Raw genomic sequence first — 26,551 nt, 5'->3', positions numbered from 1 at the left:
TGCCATTCCTTTGCAAGCTCTGCGGCACCTCACTCATTGGCGGCCGCGCCCTTTTTCTTTGTCTTCGACGACACTGCTTGATACACAGTCAGTCTCGCCAAGACTGGTTTTCAGTTTCGCTCGTCTTGGTTAAAGAGGTCTCAACAGGATCCGGATTCGAGGAAACAATGGCCGCTAAAAAGAAGCCCCTCGTGGTGATCACGCGCAAGCTTCCGGATCAGGTGGAAACCCGCATGCGCGAGCTTTTCGACGCGCGGCTGAACCTCGAAGACCGCCCGATGAGCCAACCGGAGCTGGTCGCGGCGGTGAAAGAGGCGGACGTGCTGGTGCCGACGGTGACCGACCGCATTGACGCTGCACTCATCGAGCAGGCCGGCGAAAAGCTCAAGCTGATCGCCAATTTCGGCAACGGGGTAGACAAGATCGATGTGGCGGCTGCGGCGAAAAAAGGAATCACCGTCACCAACACGCCCAATGTGCTGACCGAAGACACCGCCGACATGACGATGGCGCTGATGCTGGCGGTGCCGCGGCGTTTGGCTGAAGGCGCCAATGTGCTTGAGAACGGGACGAAATGGGCCGGCTGGTCGCCGACCTGGATGCTCGGCCGCCGTATCTGGGGCAAGCGCCTCGGCATCGTCGGCATGGGCCGTATAGGCACAGCGGTAGCGCGCCGCGCCAAGGCCTTCGGCCTGTCGATTCACTATCACAACCGCAACCGCGTGCTGAAAAGCGTCGAGGACGAGCTGGAAGCGACCTATTGGGAAAGCCTCGACCAGATGCTTGCCCGCATGGACATCATTTCGGTCAATTGCCCCTCGACGCCGGCGACCTTCCATCTTCTGTCGGCGCGCCGCCTCGCTCTGCTGCAGCCCTCGGCCTATCTGGTCAATACGGCGCGCGGCGACCTGATCGACGAGGACGCTTTGGTCAAGCTGCTGCAGGATGGGAAACTTGCCGGCGCCGGCCTCGACGTCTTCGAGCATGAGCCGGCGGTCAATCCCAAGCTGGTCAAGCTCGCCGCCAAGGGCAAGGTCGTCATCCTGCCCCATATGGGCTCAGCGACGATAGAAGGCCGCATCGACATGGGCGAGAAGGTCATCATCAACATCCGCACCTTCATCGACGGCCATCGCCCGCCGGACCGGGTACTGCCGAACCGGGTCTGATACGCTTAGGGCAGGGCGGTGATTGCGCCTTCTTCGGAAATCTCGACAAAGCGGCTGGCGAAAGCGTCGAAACCTTCCCGGTCAAGTTTCACTGCGATCGGCGTCTGCCAGCCCATTTCGCGGGCGACGATCAATCCGAGAAGCAGGATCGCATCGGGTTCGTGAAGAACGAGCGCTGCAGGTGCGTGGCCGTTGTGCACGAGTTCCATAAGCACCGCGGAGGCTGATGATGAGCCGATCGTTCCGGGCAGGCAAAGCACTTTGCCCGAAATCGTCATGCCGTGTTGCGGATGACGGACATCCGCAATTTTCCCCGTTTTCGGATCGACGCCGCCCCAGAAAGAGATCGGCGCGGTAAGTACCAGTGCCTCACCCTTGCCGGCATCGCCCGCAACAAGAATGTCGCCTTGCAGCGCACTCACGATGCTAATTCCGTAGGTATTGGCTTACCTATGACGGCACTTTCAACGCAGTCTGCAAGCGAGCCGTAAAGCACTGCATAGCCGGTATTGCCCGGCGCATACTGGGCGAATTTTCCAGAATTGGTCATCAGGACACCATTCCGCAATTCCGGCAGGATGGGCGTGACGACCACGCATGTATCGGCAACAATGACGACGCCACAGGCTTCCAGTGCCTTGCGTTGTCCGTTCTTTTCCAATTCGGAGAGAACATGCCGTCCGGTGCAGGCGTAGACGGGTATCGCCAGCCGGCGTCCCGCAACCAGCCTCTCCAATGCTGCGAATTCGGACAGGGATAGATGAGGGCTGCCGATGGCGACGGCGTCGATCGAGCTTGCGGCTTCCGTTGTCGATAGTCGTCGTTGAGCATCCAGAGCCATCTCCGGTGTCACAATGATCGTCGTTTCCGGTGCTTCGTCGTGGAGTGCGGCTGCCAGATCAGGCGCTTCGGGCGTGACGCCGGCGATATGAAACAGACCCACTGCGCCGGAGGATGCGGCTGCGGCACCAAAGGCCTTCAGTGCATCCTCGCCGGGGTGCTTCGATACGCCGGTCACAACACCGACGGCGTTCCCGACTTCGCGACCATAAAGACTGCCGAGAACCGGCCAGGCGATTTCGGAGGCGAGGAAGGCGGCGGGCAAAGCGGACACATCGAACGCAAGCGTTGCTCGCCGGTTTTCCGGCCGGTGCAGGCCGTAATCCGGTGCTCTTCCGGTGATGGCGCAGGCGATGTCGAGAAAATCACCATAGCGGTTCGTGCGCGCGCCGAGCACGGAGTTGCAGAACACGACGGCATTGGACTCGCCCCAGGCCACATCGGAGCCGAGGGCCGGCCGGTGCCCGGCCTGGTAGGGCGCGCACGTCCAGCTCTGTTCGCAGCCGAGCTTGCGGTAGGCGTCCATCATGCGCCGTGCCATGCCACGCGCCGGCTCTTCCAGCCGCACCCGCGAGCAGCCCATCAGGTCGAGCGCTCCGACATTCAACGTCGAGCGCACCGCCACCTTTGCGCCGCCTTCGACAAGCTTTTCCGCAAAAAGCGTGCCGGAATCGCCGTGATAAAGCGCGCCGTCGATGTGGGTCGAGGCTACCGGGATAAGGCGCGGCGCGCCGAGCAAGCGGGCGCTCTCGACGACGATGCGCATGGCCATGGCGCGACCATCGCTGCCTGCGGCAAGTTCGCGCTCCGCATCGGAGAGTTGGAGACTCAAGCCAGCGCCTTTCGCATGGTCAGGGAGGTTGGGTGGCTATAGCCGGGATGGGCCGTGCGCGCAGTTTCCTGGAAACCCAGTTGCTGAAAGGCTTTGTGGTTGCCGGTCAGCTCTATGCGTGTCTGCAACTCGATCGTGGCCTTGCCGTGTTTCCGGGCGTGCTGCTCGGCAGTTTCGAGCAGGCGCCTGCCGATGCCCTTTCCCTGCGCTGCCGGATCGACCGCAAGCTTGCCGACATAGAAGTGATCCGTCTTCTCCGCCACGAAGATGCAGCCCAGCAACCGCTCGCCGTTAGTGGCAAGAAAGACGGTTTCCTGCGCTGCCTTCGCACGCAGGCTTTCCGGTGTCAGCGCCAGTGCCGAAGAGGGCGGGTCGATGACGCCGTTCATGTAAGCGAAGGCGTTCAGGATAAGCGCCAGCAATTCGTCCCAGTCCTGAAAATCCGGCGAAATCCGCTCGATGGTCAATTCATCCGCGTGCCCGGTCATGCAGGCCTCTTGTAGCGCATGGTTTCGAAGCGCGCGGCGAGCGCGTCGTAAAGCAGCAGCCGTCCGACAAGTGGTTCGCCGATCCCGGTGATGAGCTTGATCACCTCCATCGCCTGCAGCGTGCCGATCACGCCTGTCAGCGCGCCGACGATGCCTGCCTCGGCGCAGGATGGCACCAGCCCCGCCGGCGGCGCTTCGGGGAAGAGGTCGCGGTAACTCGGGTTTTGCACGCCCTTTGCGTTGGTCTCGAAGGGTTTCAGCACGGTGATAGAGCCGTCGAACCGCCCGACAGCGGCATGGACCAGCGGCCGGCCTGTCGCCGCGCAGGCATCGGCAACCGCATAACGCGTCTCGAAATTGTCGGACCCGTCTGCGACCATATCGTAACCGGCAACGAGGCTCGGTGCGTTTTCCTCGGTCATGCGAAGATTGTGTAATTCAACGCTAACATTCGGGTTGATGCGATGGAGTGATGACTTCGCACTGTCCAGCTTCGATATCCCGATCGCCCCGGTATCGTGAATGACCTGTCTTTGCAGGTTGGAGAGTGAGACCGTGTCGTCGTCGACGATGCCGAGCGTGCCGACGCCTGCGGCCGCCAGATATTGCAGCACGGGCGCCCCCAGCCCCCCGGCGCCGATGACCAGCACGCGCGCGCGCTTCAGCTTCTGCTGACCCGCGCCGCCGATCTCCGGCAGCACGATATGCCGCGCGTAGCGTTCGAGTTCTTCGTCGTTAAGTGGGGGCGGGCTGGAAACGTTCATGAGGCGATCATATCGGCCGGCAATCAGCTTGTCAGGCGTCTTCCGTCGGGTGCACCGAGCCATGATCGACGGTCAGAAACTGTGCCTTGCCGCGCAGGCTCGAAAAAAGTGCTGCTTCCGTGCCGGTCATAAAGGCCTGGCAATCCAGTTCTTCTAGGATCGCAAACAGCGCGGCCCGCCGTCCGGCATCAAGATGCGCGGCGATCTCGTCCAGCAACAAGATCGGCACAGTGCCGGACATTTCTCCGCAAAGCCGCGCATGCGAAATAATGATGCCGACAAGCAAGGCCTTCTGCTCGCCGGTCGAACAGAGCTCTGCGGGCATTGCCTTGGGCCGGTGGCTGACGATCAGGTCGCTGCGATGCGGCCCTTCCAACGTGCGGCCGGCGGCGCGATCGCGCTCACGGCCATCGGCCAGCATGCGGCGAAAATTCTCTTCGATTTCGACGGCAGGCTGCAGGCCGATCTGGTTTTCCAGTGTGCCGGCAAGGCTGATATCGGCCTGCGGAAAGGGGCCGGTCGCCGGCAGTTTCTCGATCATGGCGGCCAGCAGGCGCACCATCTCGGCGCGCGCGGCAGCAATCGCGACGCCGGTTTCGGCCATCTGCGTCTCGATCGCCTCGAACCAGCCGCGGTCGCGCGATTCCTCCGACAGAAGCCGGTTTCGGCCGCGCATCGCTTTCTCGTAATCCAGCGCGCGCTGGCCATGGCTGGCATCGATCGCCAGCACGAGACGGTCAAGGAAGCGCCGGCGATCTCCGGCGGGACCGGTGAACAGCGCATCCATGGCCGGTGTCAGCCAGATCACGCGCAGCCATTCGAGCATGTCCTCGGCCGATTTTGCATTGGCGCCATTGATGCGCACGCGCCGTCCCGCTTCTCCGGGTGCATCGCTGCCTGCCGTCCCGGTGCCGATTTCCGCCTCGCCGTTTTCCCCCTCGACACGGGCATGGACGGTGAAGCCGCTCTCGCTGCCCTCGCGCGCAACGTCACCATAAGGCGCACGGCGCAAGCCGCGGCCGGGTGTGAGGAAGGAGATAGCTTCCAGCAGGTTGGTCTTGCCTGCGCCGTTATCGCCGGTAAAAACCACCGCGCCCGGTCTGAGATCGAGCGAAAGCGCGGCGTAATTGCGGAAATTCGTAAGCGTTAGCTTACTTATGTGGGTCGACGTCAAATCCGTCTACCTGCCTGCCGACCCGGTTTCAGCCGCCGCGCTGCTAGACGCGCATCGGCATGAGCACGTAGAGCGCATCCTCATCGGACATATCGTGGATCAGCGTGGGGGAGCCGGCATCGGCCAGCATGAACCGTGCTTCGCTGCCTGAAAGCTGGGCCGCCACGTCGAGAAGGTACTTCGCATTGAAGCCGATCTCGATCGGGTCCGACGAATAATCGGCCGCGAGCTCTTCGGTGGCGCTGCCCGAATCCGGATTGTTGACGGCGAGCGTCACCTGGCCTTCCGAAATCGAGAGTTTCACGGCACGTCCGCGCTCGGACGAGATCGTCGAGACGCGATCGACCGCGCGGGCAAAGCTTTCGCGGTCGATGACCAGCTTCTTGTCGTTTCCGGTCGGGATGACGCGCTGGTAGTCCGGGAAGGTTCCGTCGATCAGCTTCGACGTCAAAATCACGCTGCCGATGGTGAAACGGATCTTCGTGTCGGACAGTTCGGTGGTCACGGCAACGTCCGGGTCGTCGACCAGTTTCTGCAATTCGCTGACGGTCTTGCGCGGGATGATGATGCCCGGCATGCCTTCCGAACCCGCTGGCGCATCCATTTCGGCGCGCGCGAGGCGGTGGCCGTCGGTCGCGACGGAGCGCAGCTTCAGCTTTCCAGCGGATTCGATGGCGTGGAAGTAAATGCCGTTGAGATAGTAGCGCGTCTCCTCGGTGGAGATGGCGAATTGGGTCTTCTCGATCAGGCCCTTCATGGCAGCCGATTCGAGGCGGAAGATATGCGAGAAAGAGCCGGCCGAGAGTTCGGGGAAGTCCGATTGCGGCAGGCACTGCAGGCGGAAGCTTGAACGCCCGGAGATGACGGACATCGCATTTCCGTCTTCGTCGGTCTTCAGCATGACCTCAGCGCCATCGGGCAATTTGCGCACGATATCATAGAGAAGATGCGCCGGAACCGTCGTTGCACCGCCTTGCTCGACCTTTGCAGCAGTGGCTTCCGTCACCTCGAGGTCAAGGTCGGTGGCCTTCATTTCCAGGCTCGCCCCGTCAGCGCTCAACAGCACGTTCGACAGAATCGGTATCGTGTTGCGCCGTTCCACCACGCGGTGAACGTGGTTGAGAGACTTCAGGAGGTTTGAGCGTTCCAGGATAACACGCATGACGAAACAAGCTCGCTTGAATGAAGAAACGGAATTCCGGGCTCGGATTCCCGCGAAAGTCCCAACAGGGCCGGATTTCGGTCAAACTGACAGGAAAAAGTCGCGAAAGGCAAGCCCGCGACGCTGCTCAAAAGCAGTTCCGCGGGCTTTTTGGGGATAACCTTGCTGCGACAGGTGGCCGCCTGTGCAAAGCGGCCAATTTGTCCTGTTCAGGCCTGGTCGGTAATGAGCCGGCGGAGCAATTCGAGTTCCTGCGCCAGCGTGTTGTCGCCGCCGGAGAGGTCCTCGATCTTGCGCACTGCATGAAGGACGGTGGTGTGATCACGCCCGCCGAAGCGCCGCCCGATTTCGGGCAGCGAGCGCGGCGTCATTACCTTTGCCAGATACATGGCGATCTGGCGCGGCTTGACGATGGTGCGCGTGCGGCGGTTCGACAGAAGCTCGGTCTTCGACACGTTGTAGTGGCGCGCGACGATCCTCTGGATGTCCTCGATACGCACCCGCTTCGGCTCGCCCGAGCGGTAGATATGGCCGAGAATCTCGTCGATCCGCTCAATGCTGATCTGCGGCTCGAAGGATTGACGGAAGAGAAGCTGGTTGAAGGCGCCTTCCAGCTCGCGGCCGCTGCCGGTGACGGTGCGGGCGACATGGGACAGAACCTCTTCGTCGATATGCAGGTTTGCATCGTCTGTCTTGGCGCTGGCCAGCCGCGACTGAAGCATGCCGAGTCGCATGCCGTAGTCGGGCGCCGACATTTCGAGCGCCACACCGCCATTGAGGCGCGAGCGAACGCGCGGCTCGAGCGATTCCAGTTCTGCCGGCGGCCGGTCGGCAGCAACGACGACCTGCTTGGCGCTGTCCAGCAGCATGTTGATAAGGTGGCAGAATTCATGCTGGATCGACTTGCCCTGCAGGAACTGCATGTCGTCGATGATGAGCAGGTCGATGTCGCGCAGCTGCTCCTTGAGGGTCAGGGCGTTGTTGTCGCGGATCGCCGTTGCGAAGCGCCACATGAAATACTCGGCGGTGAGATAGACCACGCGGGATTTCGGGTTCTGCTTCAGCGACTCGGCCGCAATCGCCTGCAAAAGGTGGGTCTTGCCGAGGCCGACGGTGGCGTGAAGGAAGAGCGGGTTGAAACGCGATGTCGATTCAGCAACTGCGCGTGATGCCGCGAGCGCCACGCGATTGGACGGGCCCTCTATGAAGGACTGGAACGTATAACGCGCATCAAGCGGTGAGCCGAGCACGCTCTGGCGGAAATCGGTGTCCGCCGTATGCGGGCGGGGCGAGGCCGAGCGCTCCATTCCGGGTGCGCTGACGGTCGTGCCATTCGAAAGGGCGCTGTGCGTCTGCCGGACGGGCTTGCGTGCCGTTGACTGTTCGATTTCGTCGGAAATCGGGGCAAGCCGCGTCGCCGTGCGCACGACGATGTCGATCTTCAGGATTTCAGGGTCTTCCTGCTTCCAGAGCTCAGCGATGAGGTCGAGATAGTGGCTGTTGATCCAAGACCGCAGGAAGGCCGTGGGCACGGAGATCCGCACCAGGCCCTTGGATGCCTCCGTCAGCTTCATACGGCCGAACCAGCTCGAATAGACTTCGCTTCCCAGGCGTGCCTTCAGTTGTGCCTTGACCCGGTCGAATGCCTTCTCCGCGCCGCCTGAAGCCGCCATGTCGTTCCCCTCGATCACATTTGCTGGAAACAGAAAGCCAGATTTGGCTTCCTTCTCGATGCCGCTATGCATTTTTCACAATCCCTCGTCTTCCATACTCACTCGGCCTGCCGAGAACGCGTAATTCCGCACCCCCCTCTATGGCAGTCCACACTCAAACACCGTTGCCACCGCACTTGGCACCGTGCCTACTCAAACACGCAGGCCGCAATTAACTGCGACCGCCGCTTTAATCAAAGCGGCAAAACAAAACCTTTCCGGCGCACACGCCAGAACGCAATTCCACAGTTTTAATCTGCCTTACCCCACTCGCTATTCACGTCCAAAAGGACAAACCATACGCGTCCGCAGACACTCGTCTGCGCCAAAATCCTCAGATTTCCAGCTAGGTCTTTCAGGCCGTTGGCCCGTCCCTTTTGATGAAGCGACATTACAAAAAACGCTGTGGACAGGGCAAGGCCGCATCTAACCCTTTTTTAACGAATCTGATCAGGGAAACGCTTGACTCACATCCCCGCTCGCAGGCGAGAATCGACAAAAGTCTTTCGATTCAATCCCTTTTCCGGCGCATACGAATTTCGGCCCTTGTTGGGAAAATATTTTAAATATTTCCCTTGACAGCTAATTGTTCACCGGCGCCCGGCGCCCTCGTGAACAAGCTGTGGATGACCATCTGTAAGCTTATGATAAAAAACAATAATTTGTGACAGGGCATTTTTTGCTGCGGGCGCTAACACCGATCCTGAACATAAGAAAAGGCGCATATGCCGGCAAAGTATTTCCGTCTTGCCAAAGCTTACCCTGGGGCATTGCTGAATGGATTTTCCAAACCGTTGTTCGGCAAACGAAAAAACCCGGCGGGTTAGGCCGGGTTTCGATATTCGATGCTAACAATGGCTGTTAGGCAGAAAGCGTCTTCAGCCGCTGTGCAAGGCGGGAAACTTTCCGCGATGCGGTATTCTTGTGCAGGACGCCCTTGGTGGCGGCGCGCATCAACTCCGGCTGTGCGGCCAGGAAGGCGGCTTCGGCTGCCGTCTTGTCGCCAGCGGCCAGTGCCTCTTCGACCTTGCGGACGTAGGTGCGAACGCGCGACCGGCGGTTCTTGTTGACCGCGGCGCGGCGGGCGATCTTACGCGTTGCCTTTTTGGCCGAGGATGTATTGGCCATGATGCCTCTCTCGTGTCTCAGTGAAAGCGTCTGGAGAATATTCTCAGAGCGCAAAAAACAATCGGGCAGCCACGGGGCCACCTCGGTTGGTGCGGCTTATAGTGCAGCTTTTCTCGCCAGTCAACGCAGTTTCGACTCTGATTTTGCGGACCGCGACACGCACTCGCTCAACGGTTCTTGAAGTTAGCCGTGCGCTTTTCTGCGAACGCCGCCATGCCTTCCTTCTGGTCGTCGAGCGCGAACATCGAATGGAACAGCCGGCGCTCGAAACGAAGGCCTTCCGACAGCGTCGTTTCATAGGAACGATTGACGGCTTCCTTGGCCATCATGACGGCCGGCAGCGAGAAATCCGCAACCTTCGTCGCGGCTTTCAGCGCCTCTTCCAGAAGCTCGCCTGCCGGCACCACCCGCGATACTAGGCCCGAACGCTCAGCCTCTGCCGCGTCCATCATGCGGCCGGTAAGGCACATGTCCATCGCCTTGGATTTGCCGACGAAACGCGTCAGCCGCTGGGAACCGCCCATGCCAGGCATGACGCCGAGCGTGATCTCGGGCTGGCCGAATTTGGCATTGTCGCCGGCAATGATGAAGTCGCACATCATCGCAAGCTCGCAGCCGCCGCCCAGGGCGTAGCCCGACACTGCGGCAATAACCGGCTTGCGGATGCGGGTGAAAGCCTCCCAGCCGGAAAAGAAGTCCTCCATATAGGCGTCGATGTAGCTTTTGGACTGCATCTCCTTGATGTCGGCGCCGGCGGCGAAAGCCTTTTCGGAACCGGTGACGACGATGGCTCCGATCCTGGGATTTTCCTCGAATGCCTGGCTTGCCGCGAGCAACTCGGTCAGCACTTGCGTGTTCAGCGCATTCAATGCCTTGGGCCTGTTCAGCGTGATAAGACCGACCTTGCCGCGCGTTTCGACGACGATCGTTTCATAAGCCATCTGGCGAAGTCCTCCTGGTTGTTTCGGATAGCCGAAGACGGCCTTGTACCGATTTACCTAGCGCTGGCAGGAGGGGCAATAGAAGGTGGACCTGCCGCTCTGCACAACCCGTTCGATATGTCCGGCACATCCAGGCGTCGGGCAGGCGACACCTTCCCGGTCGTAGACTGAAAAGGAATGCTGGAAGTAGCCCAGTGATCCGTCGGTGTGGACATAGTCGCGAAGCGAGGAGCCGCCGGCCGCGATCGCATCGGCGATCACCGAACGGATCGCATCGGCCAGCTTTTCGCTTGTCTCGGCGGCTTTCTTGCCGCGCACGGCAATCGTTCCGGCAGCCCTCAGGGGAGACAAGCCGGCGCGCCACAGCGCTTCAGAGACGTATATGTTGCCGAGCCCTGCGATAAGGCGCTGGTCCAGAAGGGCTGCCTTCAGCGGCGTTTTCTTGTCCCGAAACAGATCGGCAAGCAGCTTGCCATCCAGCGCGTTCCCGGTGGGCTCTACGCCGAGGCCGGCCAGCATCGGATGGTCTTCAGCCAGGCCTTCGGCAAAAAGCATGAAGCCGAAGCGCCGGGGATCGTTGAAAACGATGCGGGCCGGGTCGCCTTTCGACGTGGTCAGGTTGAAGACGACGTGATCATGCGCGGAAGCCTTGGAACGCTCATGATGGAAGACGCCGGGTATATCGAGATCGCCGTCCGTCTCGATCCGGAACGAACCGGACATGCCGAGATGGCAGATGAGGACCGGGCCGTCTTCTATATGGGCAGTCAGGTATTTCGCCCGCCTGCCGAGCGCGGTTACCGTCCGGCCCTGCAGTCGTTCGGCGAAGCGCTCCGGGAATGGATAGCGCAGGTTCGGCCGCCGCATCTCTACGCTGACGATGCGCGCGCCTTCCAGAACCGGCTGCAGTCCGCGCCGGACCGTTTCTACTTCAGGCAGTTCAGGCATGTTGTGCAATCACCGAGGTTACCCGCAAGACATAGGGGCGCTCTTGCGCAATGGCAATTCGGAAACACCAGGGCATTTTATCGTGGGATAAAGACCCACGCCGCGGATCAGCAGTCGGTGCAGGTGATGGTCTTGGTTATGCGAGGCCGCAGGTAGTAGGTTTCGCTCATCGAGATGCCGTCGAAGGCGGCCGCGAGGCCAAGCACGGGCTTTTGCTCCGCCGTCCAGACGATGAGTGGTTTATAGCCGAGGTCGCTTTCGACCCGAACAAGGAACGTATTCCTGATCTTGAGTTCGGCCGGGACCGTGGTCTCTTGTTTCGCCGGCTTGGGCGGGTATGGCTCGGAAAAGGCACCATCGATCATCTGCCGCGACCACGCGACAAGCACCTTTGGGGAGTCTTCGTCCGTGATTTCGATTGCGGTCACGATGATCTTCGGCTTCGAACGGTTGTAGGGCTGGATGCTCGACTGGCCGATCTGCATGATCGATTCCAGCACCGATTTTGTCACCGAAGTCTGCTGTGTGACGAGGTCGGCGACCATGCTGCCGATGCGTCCGACCTTCTTGTTGGCCTCGATGCCTTGCGACACTTCCATGGTCACGAAATACATCGACAGAAGCAACGGCGCGATGAGCGCAAACTCCACCGCAGCCAGTCCCCGTCGATCCGAACAAAGGCCTGCCGCCTTGCGGCAAAGCCTTGCCAGAACTGAATGTGCCCCCGCACCCATGAACATTCCTTGCCCCTTCATTTGACTGGAACCGTTTCCCGTCATCTCGTGCTCAGTCGTTGAAAGGCTCGTTCTGCCAAGTCACGGTGGCGAACTGCAGCGTCTTGCCATCGCTGAGGTTGGACATCGAGGCCCGCAGGAAATCTGTAATGACCGGCCATTTGTAGAAGACGCGCAGCATGTTCTTGGTTTTCGATGCGCCCGGATCTACGGAAAACGTCGTCGGGTCGGCTACGCCATTCTTCGTCAGGACGATTTCCTTGTTGACGATCTTGAAACCTGCAGCAGCCGCATCGGCGAAAGTGTCATATTTGCGCAGATCGACAACGAGGCCCGGGCAGTCCTTGGCCACCATGATCTTGATGCGGTCGCAGAGCAATGTCTTGAGCTTGGCTTCATCCAGCTTATCCGCTCCGACGCCCGGTCTGATCTGGCCGGTGCGCAATTGCCGTGCGACGTCGTCGGTGGCGTTGGAAATGACCTGCTGGGCCGCAAAGGCGATGCAGCTCTCCAGGATAGCAAAGACAAGCAATGAAAACGGGATGACGAGCATCGCGAACTCGATCGCGGTCGCGCCGCTCCGGTCACGGCAGAACCGCCCGAAGACGCCGCGACGTCTTGCACGACCTGGGCCGCTCCCCGCTTCGGAGTTGTCTTTCATGCCCGTTCCCCGCCGATTTCCATCTGCTATCGGAAAGACCCTAACGCAAATCCGTTGAGGCCCGGTTTGGATGACGTATAAATTTCGCGGGGGCTTGTTTACCGGGCAGAAACCATGCCGGTCGCGGCAATATCCCGAAATGGAAATTGATGCTGAGGTCGGGCCTTATTGGCCGGAGCTCATCTCCACTTCCGATGTCCGCTCGGCTTCGCTCTTGTAGGAACTCTCGCAGTAAGGCGTGCAGGAAAGCGTCTGCACGTCGGCACGCCGATATATCCGCACGGAGGAAGCGTCGTGGCGGCCGACCGTAACCTGCTCGTCGACGATCGGGCTGCCCTGCTGGTCGAGCACGACCAGATTGGTGACGCCGAAACCTTTGCCGGTAAGCACGATGGTGGTGGAATCCTGAACCGACGCATCGGCAATCGCCGGGTTGCCGACGACGATGGTGTCGGCCGGGCGGGACAGTTTGACGATCTTGGCCTGGTTCATGATGACTTCTATGCCCGCGCCCGCCTGTGCCGGCGTGGCAAGGGCTATCGCGGCGACCAGCCCGGCAAGAGCGCCGGCAACACAAATGTATGACTGCGACCTGGCCATGCGGCGCTCCGGTGAATGAAGTCTTCAACGGAAAATGAACGATATTGGTGAACCAACGGTTAAATGGTTGCAACAACACCTGCTGTACGGGCACCGGGGCGATGCCTTGATGCCTTCGAAAACTCCCGGACATCGCGAAATGCCGGTCATTACGCGGCTTTTGAGCCTTTTGAGCTTTAGCGTGTGATTAACCACACAACTTGTCTGAAGCTGGAAAGAATTCGGTAAGGCTGTTTGTTAAGTCGATGGAAAGAGCTGCTCGCTAGATTGTGATCATCCGATCAATGCACCAGAAAAATTGACGGAAGTGCTGTAACACGTGGAGTAGGAGCTCTTATATGTCCAAGATCTTTGCACGTTTCGTAAAAGACGAATCCGGCGCGACCGCTATCGAATACGGTCTGATCGCCGCCCTTATCGCTCTCGCCATCATGGCTGGCGCCGGCGCACTCGGCAACACCATCAGCGCGAAGTTCAACAGCATCGCTTCGACGCTGAACGGCGCCTGAGCTGCATCAAGACTGCATTTCAATGCACGAAAGGGCCGCCGCATTGGCGGCCTTTTTGTTTTCGGCCGGACGCTCAACTCACCAATCCTTAATCGGACCGGCTTAAGATGAGTTTCGACCGTTTTACTCACTTCGTGCGTGGCGCCGATGCTTGAAGCACTGATCTTCGTCGTCTTTCCTTTCTGCATGCTCTTCGCGGCAATCTCCGACATGCTGTCGATGACGATCGCCAACACGGTGTCGATCGTTCTCGTGGTCATCTTTGCAATCGTTGCGCCGCTGACGGGCATGGACTGGTCGGCCTATGGGCTGCACTTTGCCGCGGGTGGGATCGTGTTGTTGGTAACCTTTGGCCTGTTTGCCTTGGGTGGGATGGGCGGCGGCGACGCGAAACTGCTGGCTGCGACCGCTTTGTGGATGGGCCTGAGCACGCATCTCGTCGAATATCTCGTCATATCCGCCTTTCTAGGCGGCTTGCTGACGATAGCCATACTGAGCTTCCGGGCCTCGGGATTGGCTCTGTTCAGTTCCAGGAACATGTTCCTGCGAAACTTTGCCGATAAGTCGGTCGGCGTCCCCTACGGCATTGCGCTTGGGCTTGGCGGGCTGATTGCCTATCCGGGCTCCCCGCTGATGGTCTGGGCGTTGGGGCAGCTCGCCGCAAAGTAAATTCCCTGTACCTACTGTCTGACGCAACGGCTCGAAACAATCCGTTGCACGGAGTGTTTGTGCCCAGAGCTCTTACTTGCGTAAACACTAAATTAATCACGACCATAAGCAATCCATTAACCTTAATTTGACGATTGGCTGTGCAATCTCCGCCTTGGCTATGAGGGTTGCAAAGGGCGAGGTTTGGACGAATGGTTGCATCCAGACTGATTATATTGAGCGTGGCGGTCGCCGCTGCAGGCGGCGCGGGTTACGTTGCCAAGAACATGGCGACGCCGCCGCAGGAAATCGCGGTCGAATCCGGCCCGCAGCAGCCTGCAATCCAGCTTGCCGACGTGCTGGTCCTGTCCGGCGACGTGCCGATGGGCGAGGTGGTGGGCGATCGTCTTTCCTGGCAATCCTGGCCGGCTGACAACGTCAATGCCAACTTCGTGACACGCGCAGCCGAGCCTGACGCCCTCGACAAGCTGAAGGCGTCCCTGGCGCGTGTCGCCATGTATAGCGGCGAGCCGCTGCGGCGCTCCAAGCTGGTCGGCGAAGGCCAGAGCTTCATGTCGTCAATCCTGCCGTCCGGCACCCGCGCCATCGCCACACGCATCGCAGCCGATACCTCGGCTGGCGGCTTCATTCTGCCCAACGATTTCGTCGACGTGATCATGACCCGCCGCGCCGACGCCAGCAATTCCGGCTCCGGCTTCATCACCGAGACCATCCTCAGGAACATCAAGATCCTGGCGATCGACCAGGCTATCCAGGAAGACGAGGAAGGCCGGCGCGTGAAGGTTGGCGAGACCGCAACGCTCGAACTGACCCCGCAGCAGGCCGAGATCATAACGGTCGCCCAGCAGATGGCGGATCGGCTGACCCTTTCCCTGCGCTCGGTTGCCGATGCGCAGGAAAAAGCGGGCGACGAGGCCGACTACCTCGTTTCGGGAAATGGTCGGCGCGGCACCATACGCCTGATCAAGTCGGGCGAAGTGACCGAAGTGGGAGCCAGGAAATGAGCTCGAGCAAGTCAAATCCCGCCATTGGAACGCGTGCCTTGAGGCACGCGGTCACGCTGGCCACGAGCTTTGCGATGCTGTTCGGCACTGCGGGCCTGGAAGGCGTCGTGGTTGCCCAGGCAGCGGGCAAGGCGCAGGTCGGATCTTCCACGCGCGAAAACCAGCGGGTCAAGCTCGGCCTCAACAAGTCGATCGTCATCGACCTGCCAGCCGATGCTTATGACATTCTCGTTGCGAACCCGGCGGTCGCCGATGCCGTCACCCGCACCGCACGCCGCATCTATCTCTTCGGCAAGGCAGTCGGCGAAACCAACATCTTCGTCTTCGGCGCGAACGGCGAACAGATCGTCAGCCTGGAGCTTGCAGTCGAACGCGACGTTGCCGGTCTCGAAGATTACATCAAGCGCTTCATTCCCGGCTCAGAGATCAAGGTCGAACTGATAAACGACAACGTCGTCCTCACCGGCACCGTCGAAACGCCGCTGGACGCAAAGCGCGCGGCCGAGCTTGCCGGGATTTTCGTCTCGGGCGGTGAAGCCACGACCGGCCAGTATGCGCAAACGGCGACGGGCGGCTCCACCTACGGCGGCGTCGACATCAACAATCCGGACTCCGAACGCCGCGTCAGCAAGATCGTCAACCTCCTCCAGATCATCGGCGAGGATCAGGTCACGCTGAAGGTCACGGTGGCCGAAGTCAGCCGCAATGTCATGAAGCAGCTCGGCGTCAACATGATCGCCGGCGGAAGCAGCAACGGCATCAGCTGGAGCGCTCTGGGCGACAACTCATACGGCCTTGGCAAGCCGCTTTCTCAAGGCGGATTTTCGATCGGCGGGTCGATGCTGGACGCCTACATCAACGCGATGGAACAGTCGGGCGTGATGAAGACACTTGCCGAACCGACCCTGACGGCGGTTTCCGGCGAAAAGGCGACCTTCAAGGTCGGCGGCGAGTTCAACCTTGTGACCGGCCGGACCAATCAGGTTTCTGACGACAACAAGACCGGCGAAACCGTCTACCAGATCGACAAGATGGAATACGGCATTGGACTTGAATTCCAGCCGGTGGTGCTTTCGCCGGGCCGCATCAGCCTGAAGGTTCGAACCTCGGTTTCCGAGCCGACCACCGAGGGCTCGGCCCAACTCGAAGGTGCGGGCAGCCTGGTTGGAACCAACATGCTTTCCATACGCAAGCGCCTTGCCGACACGACCGTCGAATTGCCTTCCGGCGGCTCGATGATGATCGCTGGTCTGGTTCGCGACGACATCCGCCAGGCGGTAAACGGACTGCCCGGACTGTCAAAGATCCCGGTGCTCGGCACCTTGTTCCGCAGCCGGGATTTCGTGCGCAACGAGACCGAACTCGTCATCATCATCACGCCCTATCTTTCCAAGCCGGTTGCCCGCAACGCGCTGGCTAAGCCGGATGACAATTTCAATGCCGCCAGCGACGGCGCCGGGATGTTCCTCGGCAAGGTCAATCGCGTTTACGGCACCATGCAGACCAACAGACCGAACGGCCGCTATCACGGCGTCGTCGGCTACATTTACAAATGATCGGGGAAACGGGGCATGGAAAAGGCAACGTTTGATACCAGCAGCGCCGCTGAAGCCGGACACCCTCGCCGCGCGTGGATAGTGCGACCGGTGCTCGCCGCGATCGCGGTCGCGCTGCTTGCCGGCTGTGCCGCCAAGCGCGACAGCATTACCGTCGGCGCAATCCCGGACGACTACCGCACCAACCATCCGATCGTGATTGCCGAGAAGGAGCAGGTGCTCGACTTGCCCGTCGGCGCCAGCGAGCGCGGCATGACGCGTGTTCAGCGTGTGGCTCTGCAGGGGTTCCTGGCCAATTATGACCGGAGTGCAGCACCCGTTCTCACCATTTTGACCCCTTCCGGAACGCCGAATGCAGTGGCAGCCACTGATGCTGCACGAGACTTCGCACGCTTCGCGCGGTCTAGAGGTGTTCATGAAAGCCGCATCATCGTTTCGCCCTATCAGCCCTCTTCGATGGAGGCCTCCGCGCCGATACGGGTGACCTACACGGCGATGCAGGCCCAGACCGGTCCTTGTGGTCGCTGGCCTGCCGACATTGCTGATACCAGCGATAACAAGCACTACGCGAATTTCGGCTGCTCCTATCAGAACAATCTCGCCGCGCAGATCGCCAATCCGGCCGATCTTCTCGGGCCGCGCCAGCCGAGCGAAATCGACGCCGCAAATCGGGGCAATGTGATCGATGTCTATCGCGACAGGGATATTTCGAACGAGTTCCTGAGAAACTCCGAAGTGGAATACAGCCAGTAAGGGTCTTGGAAAGAAAAATGGTCATGAACAACCTGGCTTACGACACCAACGCCGACGGTGGCGACGCTGCTCAGCAGGACGTGGCCGCCATGAGCGCGATGCGGCCGGTTCCGCGCATCTCGATCCAGGCCTTTTGCGAAACCGACAGCATCGCAGGCCCGATCGAGCGCGCCGGCGAGGATCGCCGCATGGCCAAGGCCCATCTCAAAGTTCACATGGGTGGCGTGGCGACGGCTATCGAGTTCTACCAGACGGCCCCGACGCCCAACCTCATCATCCTGGAATCGCGCAGCGAGCCCAAGGCATTGCTGCAATCGCTGCAGGAGCTTTCGGAATATTGCGACCCAAGTTCCAAGGTCGTGATCATCGGCCACTACAACGATGTCGGGCTCTATCGCGAGCTGATCCGGTCGGGCATTTCCGAATATGTCGTCGCTCCGATCTCCATGGTCGACATCGTCAGCGTCATCTCCTCGCTGTTCGTCGATCCCGAAGCCGAGCCTATCGGACGCTCCATCGCCTTTATCGGCGCCAAGGGCGGTGTCGGCTCCTCGACCATTGCGCACAACATCGCCTGGAGCATGTCGACGCTGTTCAGCTCGGAAGTTATGGTGGCCGATCTCGACCTCGCCTTCGGCACCGCCAACATCAATTTCGATCAGGACCCGGCACAAGGCATCGCCGAAGCGGTCTTCGCACCCGAGCGCATCGACGAGGTCTATCTCGATCGCCTGCTGGCGCAATGCGCCGAGCGGCTTTCGCTTCTCGCAGCACCGTCCACGCTCGACCGCGTCTATGATTTCGATCCGGAAGCTTTTGCCCAGATCATCGATACCGCACAACGCAGCGCGCCGCTGCTGGTGCTCGACGTTCCCCATATCTGGAGCGGCTGGTCGAAGAACACGCTGATGAAGGCCGACGATATCGTCATCACGGCGACGCCGGAACTGGCCAATCTGCGCAACACCAAGAACCTTATCGACATGCTGAAGAAGCTTCGCCCCAATGACGGGCCGCCGAAGCTCGTTCTCAATCAGGCAGGTGTGCCGAAACGGCCGGAGATCTCGGCGTCGGATTTCGCTGAGCCGCTCGGCATCACGCCGATGGCCGTCATTCCCTTTGATCCGCTGCTCTTCGGAAACGCTTCCAACAATGGCCGGATGCTCGGCGAGATGGACGCAAAAAATCCGATCGTGCAGATCATCAACGACATGTCCCATGTCCTGACCGGCAGAAGCGAGATCAAGTCCAGGAAAAAAGCCGGTCTGGGGGGCCTTCTCGGCAGGCTCAAGCGCAAGAAATAATCGTCAGGCAGCGGATCGGTAGTCGAGCATGTTCGGTAAAAGAGGCAATGAAGATGGAAGCCGGGCCAAGCCCGAGTTCCGCCCACCTGCAGCGGTGGCGCCGTCGGCTGGCGTCATCCTTGCCGCTCCGCCGCCACCTGTCGTCGAGGCACGGACGCCTGCCGCACCGGCGCGCCGCCCGGTCGAAGCGCCGCCACTTGCGCCCGAGCCGCGCAAGGCGCCACGCGAACGCAGCGAGAGCTACTACGATACCAAGTCGCAGGTCTTTTCCGCGCTGATCGACACGATCGACCTGTCGCAGCTGGCCAAGCTCGATCCCGACAGCGCGCGCGAGGAAATCCGCGATATCGTCAACGATATCATCGCGATCAAGAACTTCGCGATGTCGATTTCCGAGCAGGAAGAGCTGCTCGAGGACATCTGCAACGACGTTCTGGGCTATGGTCCGCTGGAGCCGCTTCTGGCCCGCGACGACATTGCCGACATCATGGTCAACGGCGCCAAGCAGGTCTTCATCGAAGTCAACGGCAAGGTCGAGCAGACGGGCATTCGTTTCCGCGACAACCAGCAGCTTCTCAACATCTGCCAGCGCATCGTCAGCCAGGTCGGCCGTCGCGTGGACGAGAGCTCGCCGATCTGCGATGCGCGCCTTCCCGACGGCTCGCGCGTCAACGTCATCGCGCCGCCGCTGTCCATCGACGGCACCGCGCTCACCATCCGCAAGTTCAAGAAGGACAAGCTTACCCTCGACCAGCTCGTTCGCTTCGGAGCGATCTCGCCGGAAGGCGCGGAGGTCTTGAAGATCATCGGCCGCGTCCGCTGCAATGTCATCATTTCGGGCGGCACCGGCTCCGGCAAGACGACGCTGCTCAATTGCCTCACCAACTATGTCGATCGCGACGAGCGCGTCATCACCTGCGAGGATTCGGCGGAGCTTCAATTGCAGCAGCCGCATGTCGTGCGCCTTGAAACCCGCCCGCCGAACCTCGAAGGCGAGGGCGAGGTGACCATGCGCGACCTGGTCAAGAACTGCCTGCGCATGCGGCCCGAACGCATCATCGTCGGCGAAGTGCGCGGACCGGAGGTCTTCGATCTCCTGCAGGCGATGAACACCGGCCATGACGGCTCGATGGGCACGATCCACTCCAATTCGCCGCGAGAATGCCTCAACCGTATCGAATCGATGATCGCCATGGGCGGCTATACGCTGCCGCAGAAGACCGTGCGCGAAATCGTCGTCGGCTCGGTCGATATCATCATCCAGGCTGCCCGCCTGCGCGACGGTTCGCGCCGTATCACCCACGTTACCGAAGTGATCGGCATGGAAGGCGATGTCATCATCACGCAGGATCTGATCCTCTACAACATCAAGGGCGAGGACGCCTCGGGACGGCTGCTCGGCGAGCATGTCTCGACGGGAATCGGGCGCCCGCATTTCTGGGATCGCGCGCGCTATTACGGCGAGGAGCAGCGCCTGGCAACTGCATTGGAAGCCATGGAAAAGCGGGCTGACTGAAAGACGAAAACCGCATGTTCGGCATAGACAGCACCGTATTGATCTTCATCCTTCTGGCCGGCGTCAGCGCCGGCGCGGTCGCTTATGCCTTTCTGTTCAAGTCGATCGAAAACGAGAAGAATGTCGGCAAGCGGCTCGACACAATCAAGGCCGCCGAGACCGATCGGTCTGTCGTGAAAGCTGCGCGGGATCGGGTGAGCGAAGCCGCCAAGCGCCGCAAATCCGTCCAGGACTCGCTCAAGGAACTCGACGAAAAGCAGAAAGCCAACAACAAGAATACCAAGAAGCCGCCTTTGCGCATCCAGTTGCGGCAGGCGGGGCTGCAGGTCACGGTCGAGAGGTTCTATGTCTATTCGGTGATCTGCGGCCTTGTGCTGACCATCGCCACCTACATGCTTGGCGCTCCGCTTTTCGTCCTGCCCGGCGCACTGCTTGCCGGTGCGTTCGGTGTTCCGCGCTGGTTCGTTTCCTTCCTGCGGGCGCGCCGGGTCAAGGCGTTTCTGAATGAATTTCCCAACGCGCTCGACGTTATCGTCCGCGCAGTCAAGTCCGGCCTGCCGCTCAATGACGGCATTCGCCTCATCGCCAATGAATCGCCGGAACCGGTAAAGACCGAGTTCCGCCGCATCGTCGAGGCGCAGCAGGTCGGCCTGTCCATCCCCGACGCCGCATTGCGCATGGGCGAAACCATGCCCTGTCCGGAAGCAGGCTTCTTCGGCATCGTCATCCAGATCCAGAGCCAGGCCGGCGGCAATCTGTCGGAAGCGCTGGGCAACCTTTCGAAGGTTCTGCGCGACCGCAAGAAAATGAAGGCTAAGGTGCAGGCGCTGTCCATGGAAGCCAAGGCGTCGGCCGTCATTATCGGCGCCTTGCCGTTTATCGTCGCCTTCCTCGTCTACCTGTCGAGCCCGGCCTATATCATGCCGCTCTTCACCACGAGCACTGGCCATCTCATTCTGGGTGTTTCCGGTTTCTGGATGTCGATCGGCATTTTCGTAATGCGCAAGATGATGGATTTCGAGGTTTAGACTGATATGACCGACCAAGTCGTCAAGGCCCTCACCGATCCGTCCTTCCTCATCGCCCTGCTGGTGGGGGTTGCGGTATTTGCGACCATTTTCACCGCACTGCCGGCGCTGAGCGGCAATACGCTGAAGTCGCGCATGAAGTCCGTGGCGCTGGAGCGCGACGAACTGCGTGCCAAGCAGCGCATGCGCCTTGCCGCCGAAGCCGATCGCCGCCGCAAGGGCTTGCGTGAAGAACAGTCGATCGGCATGCGCAACATCGTAGAGCGGCTGGATCTCAAGCGCGCTCTGGTTGATGAGGGCACGCTGAACAAGCTGAAGATCGCCGGCTTCCGCGGTCAAAATCCTCTGACCAAGTTCCTGTTCTTCCGGCTGGTCCTTCCATTTGTCGGCTTCATAATGGCCGGCGTCTATATTCTCGTTCTCGGCGGTCTGCCGGATCAGCCACCTTTCGTGAAGCTGTTCGTGTGCATTCTGGTGGCCTATGCCGGCTTCTACGCGCCGATCCTTTACGTCAACAACCGCGCCACCAAGCGCAAGAAGTCGATCCAGATGGCATGGCCGGACGCACTCGACCTGATGCTGATCTGCGTCGAATCCGGCATGTCCATCGAGGCCGCGATCCGCCGCGTGGCCGACGAGATCGGTACGCAGTCGGTGGAACTGGCCGAGGAACTGATCCTAACCAATGCCGAGCTTTCCTACCTTCAGGAACGCAGGCAGGCCTATGAAAACCTCGCCAGCCGCTCGGGTCTTGAATCGGTCAAGTCGGTGTCACAGGCGCTGATCCAGGCCGAGCGCTACGGTACGCCGATCGCTCACGCCCTGCGTGTTCTGGCCAGCGAAAGCCGCGACATGCGCATGAACGCCGCCGAAAAGAAAGCGGCAGCCCTGCCGCCGAAGCTCACCGTGCCGATGATCCTTTTCTTCCTTCCGGTGCTGTTTGCCGTCATCCTCGGCCCCGCCGGCATTCAGGTCAGCGAGCGCGGCATCTTCTGAAAACTCCGCACTAAAAACTAAAGACCGCACAGATGCTGCGCGGTCTTTGCAAGGCGGTTTGGACGTCGCGGCTCAGTTCGTCGACGGCTTCTTCTTGTCTTCGTTCTTGATCTGGTTCCAGGCGTTCTGCTGCGCCAGCATGTTGCGCAGATAGGCGACGTTGGCCTGCGCCTGCTCGGGCGACAGTTCCTGCTGGGCGATCTGCTCGGCTTCCTGGAAGCGGCCCTGGAGGCCGACGACGAGAGCGAGGTTCTGGCGCACGCGGCTGTCGGCGCCGGGCGCGGAGGATGCCGAACGCATATAGGTCTCGGCGGTCTTGAGATCGCCGGACAGCACGTAGGACATGCCGAGGTTGGACAGGATCGACGGTTCGTTCGGCTTCAGGTCCATCGCCTTGCGATAGAGCTGGCGCGCCTGGTCGGACTGGCCGAGCTGGTCGAGGATCGCACCTTCCGCCGAAACCAGCTTCCAGTCGGGATATTCCGGCGTCTGCGCGCGGCGCACGGCGTCCAGCGCCGGTTCGAACTGGCCGACGGAGGCGAGCGCCTTGCCATAAGCGGCCAGCACGTCGCGGTCCCTGGGCAGCGCGATGGCGAGCTTGCGCATGACGGCCAAAGCCTGATCCGACTGGCCGTTCATCTGCAGCACGCTGGCGTAACGCAGGGCCGTGGTCTTGTCGTTGACGTTCTTGGTGTAGGCTTGGCCGAGAGAGGCCGAGGCATAACCAAGCTCGGTTGACGACATGGTGTCGACCGACTTGCCGGAGGCGCGCGACACCGAGCCGGTCGTCATCCTGTCGGTGGCGCAGCCGGCGACACTTGCAGCGAGTGCCAGAAGCAAAGCGGCCGTCGCCAGCCTTTTCCCGGTTGCGTTCGGCGAGTGATTGGTCAACATCGGCTCACGTCTCCATCCGTATCGATGGCCACGCTTCGGCCATCTTTCCCCTCTGGAGAAATATTCTGTTAACCCTAACGGACGGTTAAAAAACCGCTCGCGCCGCCGTCGAACAGTCAAGGAACCACGCATGCCGCTCGACCTCACCGAGAAAAAGCTGAAGCACTCGAACCCCGTCCACCTCGTCGCCAAGGGCGAGCTTGAAGCCGCAGGCCTTGATCCGGCGGCCAGTGCCTGGGCCAAGCATAACGGGTTCTCGGGCGAGGCCGGCCGCATGCTGGTGCTGCCCGGTGCTGATGGTGCTATCGCCGGTGCGCTGTTCGGCCTCGGCAAGGCGGATGACGGCAACGGCGCGCTCGCCATCGGCGCGCTTGCCAAGGCGCTGCCGGAAGGCGACTGGCATTTTGCGGCTTCGCCCGGCAATCCGGCGCTTGCGTCGCTCGCGCTCGTTCTCGGCGGCTATGTCTTCACCCGCTACGGCAAGAAGCCGGGCAAGGAGTTGCGATTTTCACTCCCCGCCGGGGCCGACCTCGAACAGGTCAGCCGCATTGCAGACGGTGTCTTCCTGACCCGCGATCTGGTCAACACGCCGACCAACGACATGGGACCGGACGCGCTGGAGGCTGCCGCGCGCAAGCTGGCCAAGAAGCACAAGGCAAAGATCGAGGTCATCAAGGGTGATGATCTGCTGAAGCAGAATTTCCCGATGATCCACGCTGTTGGGCGCGCCTCGGCGGAAGCGCCGCGCCTGATCGACATCGTCTGGGGCGAGAAGAATGCACCCAAGGTGACGCTGGTTGGCAAGGGCGTCTGCTTCGACACCGGCGGCCTCGACATCAAGCCTTCGAGCGGCATGCTGCTGATGAAGAAGGACATGGGCGGTGCCGCCAACGTGCTCGGCCTTGCCTCGATGATCATGAGTGCCGGCTTGAAGGTTCGCCTGCGTGTGCTCATCCCCGCCGTCGAAAACGCCATTTCGGCCAATGCCTTCCGGCCCAGCGACATCCTGACCAGCCGCAAGGGCATCACGGTGGAGATCGGCAACACCGACGCCGAAGGCCGGCTGGTGCTGGCCGATGCGCTGGCGCTGGCCGACGAAGAAGAGCCGCAGCTTCTGATCGACATGGCGACACTGACGGGCGCTGCTCGCGTCGCGCTCGGGCCGGATCTGCCACCCTTCTACACCGGCGACGATGCGCTTGCCGCCGATCTTGCCGCTGCCGCTCTCTCCGTCGAGGACCCGCTGTGGCGCATGCCGCTGTGGAAGCCCTACGATGCCAAGCTGTCGTCCAAGGTCGCCGACATCAACAACGTCACCGCCGACGGTTTCGCCGGCTCGATCACGGCGGCCCTGTTCCTCCAGCGCTTCGTTGAGAAGGCGGCAAGCTGGGCGCATTTCGACATCTACGCCTGGAACCCGGCTGACCGGTCCTATGGCCCGGCAGGCGGCGAGGCGCAGGCGATTCGCGCGCTGGAGAAGGTGATTTCGGATCGCTACGGCTGAGCCGGAACAGAGCCGCTTCTTGCCGGGCTGAAACGGAACCGAAACGTTTTGGCCTCATGCTGGCGCGATGTCAGTCCATTTGCGTCCCAGCCAGGCTTTGCGGCTTTGGCAGCAGGTCATGCTCTCCGAAGTGCGCGACGACGCGCCTGATCTGACCGTGCGCCAGGCGGCGATCCTTTTGACGATCTATCTCGATCCGCCGCCGCACACGGTGCGTGGCCTTGCCACCAAGCTCAACGTCACCAAGCCGGTGATCACCCGCGCCCTCGACACGATGGGCGCGATGAAGCTGGTGTCGCGCCACCGCGACGAACTCGACAAGCGCAACGTGCTGATCAAGCGCACGGTCGAGGGCGCGCTCTATGTCGAGCGGCTGGGCGATGCTATCATTGCCAAAGCAATGGAGTTGCCGCTTTGACCGCCCACGATGCCCGCCTGCATGCCTTCCGTGCCGATCTTGCCGATGCCCGGCTGCGGGGCGAGGTTTCGGCCGAGCGCTTCGTTTCCGGTCGGCCGGCGCGTATCGCGGTGCCGGTTGCCGATATGCGCAAGGCGCCGCGGCCGGACGCCGGCGTCAACACGCAACTGCTGCTTGGCGACGATGTTACGGTGTTCGAGGAGACCGAGGGCTGGGCCTGGGTGCAGGCCAAGCGCGACGGCTATGTCGGTTACGTCACCGATACGGCCCTGATTTCTCGCGACGCCGTGCCGACGCATATCGTTTCGGTAGCGCGAACCTTCGTCTATCCGGGGCCGGACCTGCGCTTCCCCCGTACCGCCGACCTGTCGATGGGATCGACGGTGACGGTCACCGGGGCCGCCGAAACGCGCGGCACGGTCTATTCGGTGCTGGCGTCGGGCGAGGCGATGATCGCCGGCCACCTGCGCCCGATCGGCGAATTTGCCGCCGACTATGTCAGCGTCGCCGAGATGTTCATCGGCACGCCCTATCTCTGGGGCGGCGTGTCCGGCTTCGGCATCGATTGCTCGGGCCTTGTCCAGCTGGCCATGCGCATGACAGGCAGGGACGTGCTGCGCGATTCCGACATGCAGGCGGCGGGGCTCGGCGAACCGCTTGACGTCGGGCCGGATTTTTCGGGCCTGCGGCGCGGCGACCTAGTCTTCTGGAAGGGCCACGTCGCCATCATGACCGACACGGAGAACATGATCCACGCCAACGGCCACACCATGATGGTTTCGCGCGAGGGACTCAAAGAAGCCATCGCCCGCATCGGCTATCTCTATGGCGGGCCGACGGGATTCAGAAGGCCGTAGGGCTGAGGCTGCACCCTTCCTTCTCCCACAAGGGGAGAAGGAGAGGCGCATTTCATCATCGCCACGCCCTGTCCCTGGGTGCATTCCGGTGCGTCCTTCGAGGCTCCCCTTCGACAAGCTCAGGATCGCACCTCAGGATGAGGGAGGTTAGCGCCCATGATCCTGATCCTGAGGTGTAAGTGCATTTCAGAATGTAGGCTTCTGCCGGCACACCCTCCCTCATCCTGAGGTGCGAGCGAAGCGAGCCTCGAAGGACGCACCTGTTCATCGCCACGCCCTGCATCGCAGTCTGGCCATTGTCAAAGATCGGGAAAGACGGGCGGCCGAAATCTCGCTCATCTTTTGTATTTTTCTGCGATCTTTCGACCGCCCGTCTCGGTGTCTGTCCCG

The 26,551-nt window shown here is 61.1% G+C and carries 27 protein-coding genes; 13 read left to right on the top strand and 14 right to left on the bottom strand.

What is annotated here, in order from left to right:
* The first annotated feature begins 167 nt into the window (after positions 1-167).
* On the top strand, positions 168-1,169 hold the full coding sequence (locus BM413_RS05365; RefSeq protein ID WP_091911197.1) for a 2-hydroxyacid dehydrogenase: 1,002 nt from the start codon (positions 168-170) through the stop codon (positions 1,167-1,169).
* A 5-nt stretch (positions 1,170-1,174) separates the two neighbouring features.
* On the opposite strand, the gene BM413_RS05360 is transcribed toward BM413_RS05365, so the two are convergent.
* The 13 genes from BM413_RS05360 to BM413_RS05300 form a co-directional block, all read right to left on the bottom strand.
* The gene (locus tag BM413_RS05360) at positions 1,175-1,591 is read right to left on the bottom strand and encodes an aconitase X swivel domain-containing protein (RefSeq protein ID WP_091911195.1); all 417 of its coding nucleotides are present in this window, start codon (positions 1,589-1,591) and stop codon (positions 1,175-1,177) included.
* A complete protein-coding gene (locus BM413_RS05355; RefSeq protein WP_091911193.1) occupies positions 1,588-2,841 on the bottom strand; it encodes an aconitase X in 1,254 nt (417 codons plus the stop codon). The genes BM413_RS05360 and BM413_RS05355 overlap by 4 nt, the downstream gene beginning before the upstream one ends.
* A complete protein-coding gene (locus tag BM413_RS05350; RefSeq protein WP_091911191.1) occupies positions 2,838-3,329 on the bottom strand; it encodes a GNAT family N-acetyltransferase in 492 nt (163 codons plus the stop codon). The genes BM413_RS05355 and BM413_RS05350 overlap by 4 nt, the downstream gene beginning before the upstream one ends.
* Positions 3,326-4,093, bottom strand: a complete 768-nt coding sequence (locus BM413_RS05345; RefSeq protein WP_091911710.1) for a molybdopterin-synthase adenylyltransferase MoeB — start codon at positions 4,091-4,093, stop codon at positions 3,326-3,328. Before BM413_RS05345 ends, BM413_RS05350 begins: the two co-directional genes overlap by 4 nt.
* 31 nt (positions 4,094-4,124) lie before the next feature.
* Positions 4,125-5,267 carry a DNA replication/repair protein RecF gene (gene recF, locus BM413_RS05340; RefSeq protein WP_091911188.1) on the bottom strand — a complete coding sequence of 381 codons (1,143 nt, stop codon included), beginning with the start codon at positions 5,265-5,267 and terminating at the stop codon, positions 4,125-4,127.
* Positions 5,268-5,310: 43 nt separating this feature from the next.
* A complete protein-coding gene (gene dnaN, locus BM413_RS05335) occupies positions 5,311-6,429 on the bottom strand; it encodes a DNA polymerase III subunit beta (protein WP_091911186.1) in 1,119 nt (372 codons plus the stop codon).
* 209 nt (positions 6,430-6,638) lie between these two features.
* Positions 6,639-8,174, bottom strand: a complete 1,536-nt coding sequence (dnaA, locus tag BM413_RS05330; RefSeq protein ID WP_091911184.1) for a chromosomal replication initiator protein DnaA — start codon at positions 8,172-8,174, stop codon at positions 6,639-6,641.
* Between the two features lie 828 nt (positions 8,175-9,002).
* Positions 9,003-9,269: a 30S ribosomal protein S20 gene (gene rpsT, locus BM413_RS05325; RefSeq protein ID WP_091911182.1), complete on the bottom strand. Its 267-nt coding sequence runs from the start codon at positions 9,267-9,269 to the stop codon at positions 9,003-9,005.
* Between the two features lie 167 nt (positions 9,270-9,436).
* Entirely contained in the window at positions 9,437-10,210 is a 774-nt protein-coding gene (locus BM413_RS05320) for an enoyl-CoA hydratase (protein ID WP_091911180.1), read from the bottom strand.
* Between the two features lie 57 nt (positions 10,211-10,267).
* A complete protein-coding gene (gene mutM, locus BM413_RS05315; RefSeq protein ID WP_091911708.1) occupies positions 10,268-11,158 on the bottom strand; it encodes a bifunctional DNA-formamidopyrimidine glycosylase/DNA-(apurinic or apyrimidinic site) lyase in 891 nt (296 codons plus the stop codon).
* Between the two features lie 107 nt (positions 11,159-11,265).
* A complete protein-coding gene (locus tag BM413_RS05310; protein ID WP_091911706.1) occupies positions 11,266-11,892 on the bottom strand; it encodes a TadE/TadG family type IV pilus assembly protein in 627 nt (208 codons plus the stop codon).
* 52 nt (positions 11,893-11,944) lie between these two features.
* Positions 11,945-12,553: a TadE/TadG family type IV pilus assembly protein gene (locus BM413_RS05305; protein ID WP_091911178.1), complete on the bottom strand. Its 609-nt coding sequence runs from the start codon at positions 12,551-12,553 to the stop codon at positions 11,945-11,947.
* A gap of 165 nt (positions 12,554-12,718) precedes the next feature.
* A complete protein-coding gene (locus BM413_RS05300) occupies positions 12,719-13,153 on the bottom strand; it encodes a pilus assembly protein N-terminal domain-containing protein (protein ID WP_091911176.1) in 435 nt (144 codons plus the stop codon).
* A gap of 338 nt (positions 13,154-13,491) precedes the next feature.
* On the opposite strand from BM413_RS05300, the gene BM413_RS05295 reads away from it, so the two are divergent.
* The 9 genes from BM413_RS05295 to BM413_RS05255 all read left to right on the top strand — a co-directional run bounded on the left by BM413_RS05295 (position 13,492) and on the right by BM413_RS05255 (position 22,488).
* The gene (locus BM413_RS05295) at positions 13,492-13,662 is read left to right on the top strand and encodes a Flp family type IVb pilin (protein WP_091911174.1); all 171 of its coding nucleotides are present in this window, start codon (positions 13,492-13,494) and stop codon (positions 13,660-13,662) included.
* 147 nt (positions 13,663-13,809) lie between these two features.
* On the top strand, positions 13,810-14,331 hold the full coding sequence (locus tag BM413_RS05290) for an A24 family peptidase (protein ID WP_091911172.1): 522 nt from the start codon (positions 13,810-13,812) through the stop codon (positions 14,329-14,331).
* Between the two features lie 191 nt (positions 14,332-14,522).
* A complete protein-coding gene (gene cpaB / locus BM413_RS05285; RefSeq protein WP_091911169.1) occupies positions 14,523-15,335 on the top strand; it encodes a Flp pilus assembly protein CpaB in 813 nt (270 codons plus the stop codon).
* A 74-nt stretch (positions 15,336-15,409) separates the two neighbouring features.
* Positions 15,410-16,891 carry a type II and III secretion system protein family protein gene (locus tag BM413_RS05280; RefSeq protein ID WP_091911703.1) on the top strand — a complete coding sequence of 494 codons (1,482 nt, stop codon included), beginning with the start codon at positions 15,410-15,412 and terminating at the stop codon, positions 16,889-16,891.
* 15 nt (positions 16,892-16,906) lie between these two features.
* Entirely contained in the window at positions 16,907-17,644 is a 738-nt protein-coding gene (locus BM413_RS05275) for a CpaD family pilus assembly protein (RefSeq protein ID WP_091911167.1), read from the top strand.
* A gap of 23 nt (positions 17,645-17,667) precedes the next feature.
* Positions 17,668-18,948 (top strand): CpaE/TadZ family protein, encoded by a 1,281-nt coding sequence (locus BM413_RS05270; RefSeq protein WP_175544263.1) that lies wholly within the window; start codon positions 17,668-17,670, stop codon positions 18,946-18,948.
* A 28-nt stretch (positions 18,949-18,976) separates the two neighbouring features.
* Entirely contained in the window at positions 18,977-20,464 is a 1,488-nt protein-coding gene (locus tag BM413_RS05265; RefSeq protein ID WP_091911164.1) for a TadA family conjugal transfer-associated ATPase, read from the top strand.
* Between the two features lie 14 nt (positions 20,465-20,478).
* Positions 20,479-21,492 carry a type II secretion system F family protein gene (locus BM413_RS05260; RefSeq protein ID WP_091911163.1) on the top strand — a complete coding sequence of 338 codons (1,014 nt, stop codon included), beginning with the start codon at positions 20,479-20,481 and terminating at the stop codon, positions 21,490-21,492.
* 6 nt (positions 21,493-21,498) lie between these two features.
* The gene (locus BM413_RS05255) at positions 21,499-22,488 is read left to right on the top strand and encodes a type II secretion system F family protein (RefSeq protein WP_091911161.1); all 990 of its coding nucleotides are present in this window, start codon (positions 21,499-21,501) and stop codon (positions 22,486-22,488) included.
* Between the two features lie 72 nt (positions 22,489-22,560).
* On the opposite strand, the gene BM413_RS05250 is transcribed toward BM413_RS05255, so the two are convergent.
* The gene (locus BM413_RS05250) at positions 22,561-23,382 is read right to left on the bottom strand and encodes a tetratricopeptide repeat protein (RefSeq protein WP_091911160.1); all 822 of its coding nucleotides are present in this window, start codon (positions 23,380-23,382) and stop codon (positions 22,561-22,563) included.
* A 130-nt stretch (positions 23,383-23,512) separates the two neighbouring features.
* Here BM413_RS05250 and BM413_RS05245 point away from each other — a divergent pair, with 130 nt between their 5' ends.
* From BM413_RS05245 to BM413_RS05235, 3 genes are all read left to right on the top strand, one after another.
* Complete coding sequence (locus BM413_RS05245) at positions 23,513-24,886, top strand: leucyl aminopeptidase family protein (protein ID WP_091911158.1); 1,374 nt, start codon at positions 23,513-23,515, stop codon at positions 24,884-24,886.
* A gap of 67 nt (positions 24,887-24,953) precedes the next feature.
* Positions 24,954-25,304, top strand: coding sequence for a MarR family transcriptional regulator (locus tag BM413_RS05240; protein ID WP_091911157.1), 351 nt, complete (start codon positions 24,954-24,956; stop codon positions 25,302-25,304).
* Positions 25,301-26,161 carry a C40 family peptidase gene (locus BM413_RS05235; protein ID WP_091911155.1) on the top strand — a complete coding sequence of 287 codons (861 nt, stop codon included), beginning with the start codon at positions 25,301-25,303 and terminating at the stop codon, positions 26,159-26,161. The genes BM413_RS05240 and BM413_RS05235 overlap by 4 nt, the downstream gene beginning before the upstream one ends.
* Positions 26,162-26,551 lie beyond the last annotated feature (390 nt).

It is taken from the genome of Mesorhizobium sp. YR577 (genome assembly GCF_900116595.1).
In the GTDB taxonomy this organism is placed as follows: Bacteria; Pseudomonadota; Alphaproteobacteria; order Rhizobiales; family Rhizobiaceae; genus Mesorhizobium_M.
Note: the sequence above shows the minus strand (reverse complement) of the source record. Positions and strands in the feature narration are given on the sequence as shown.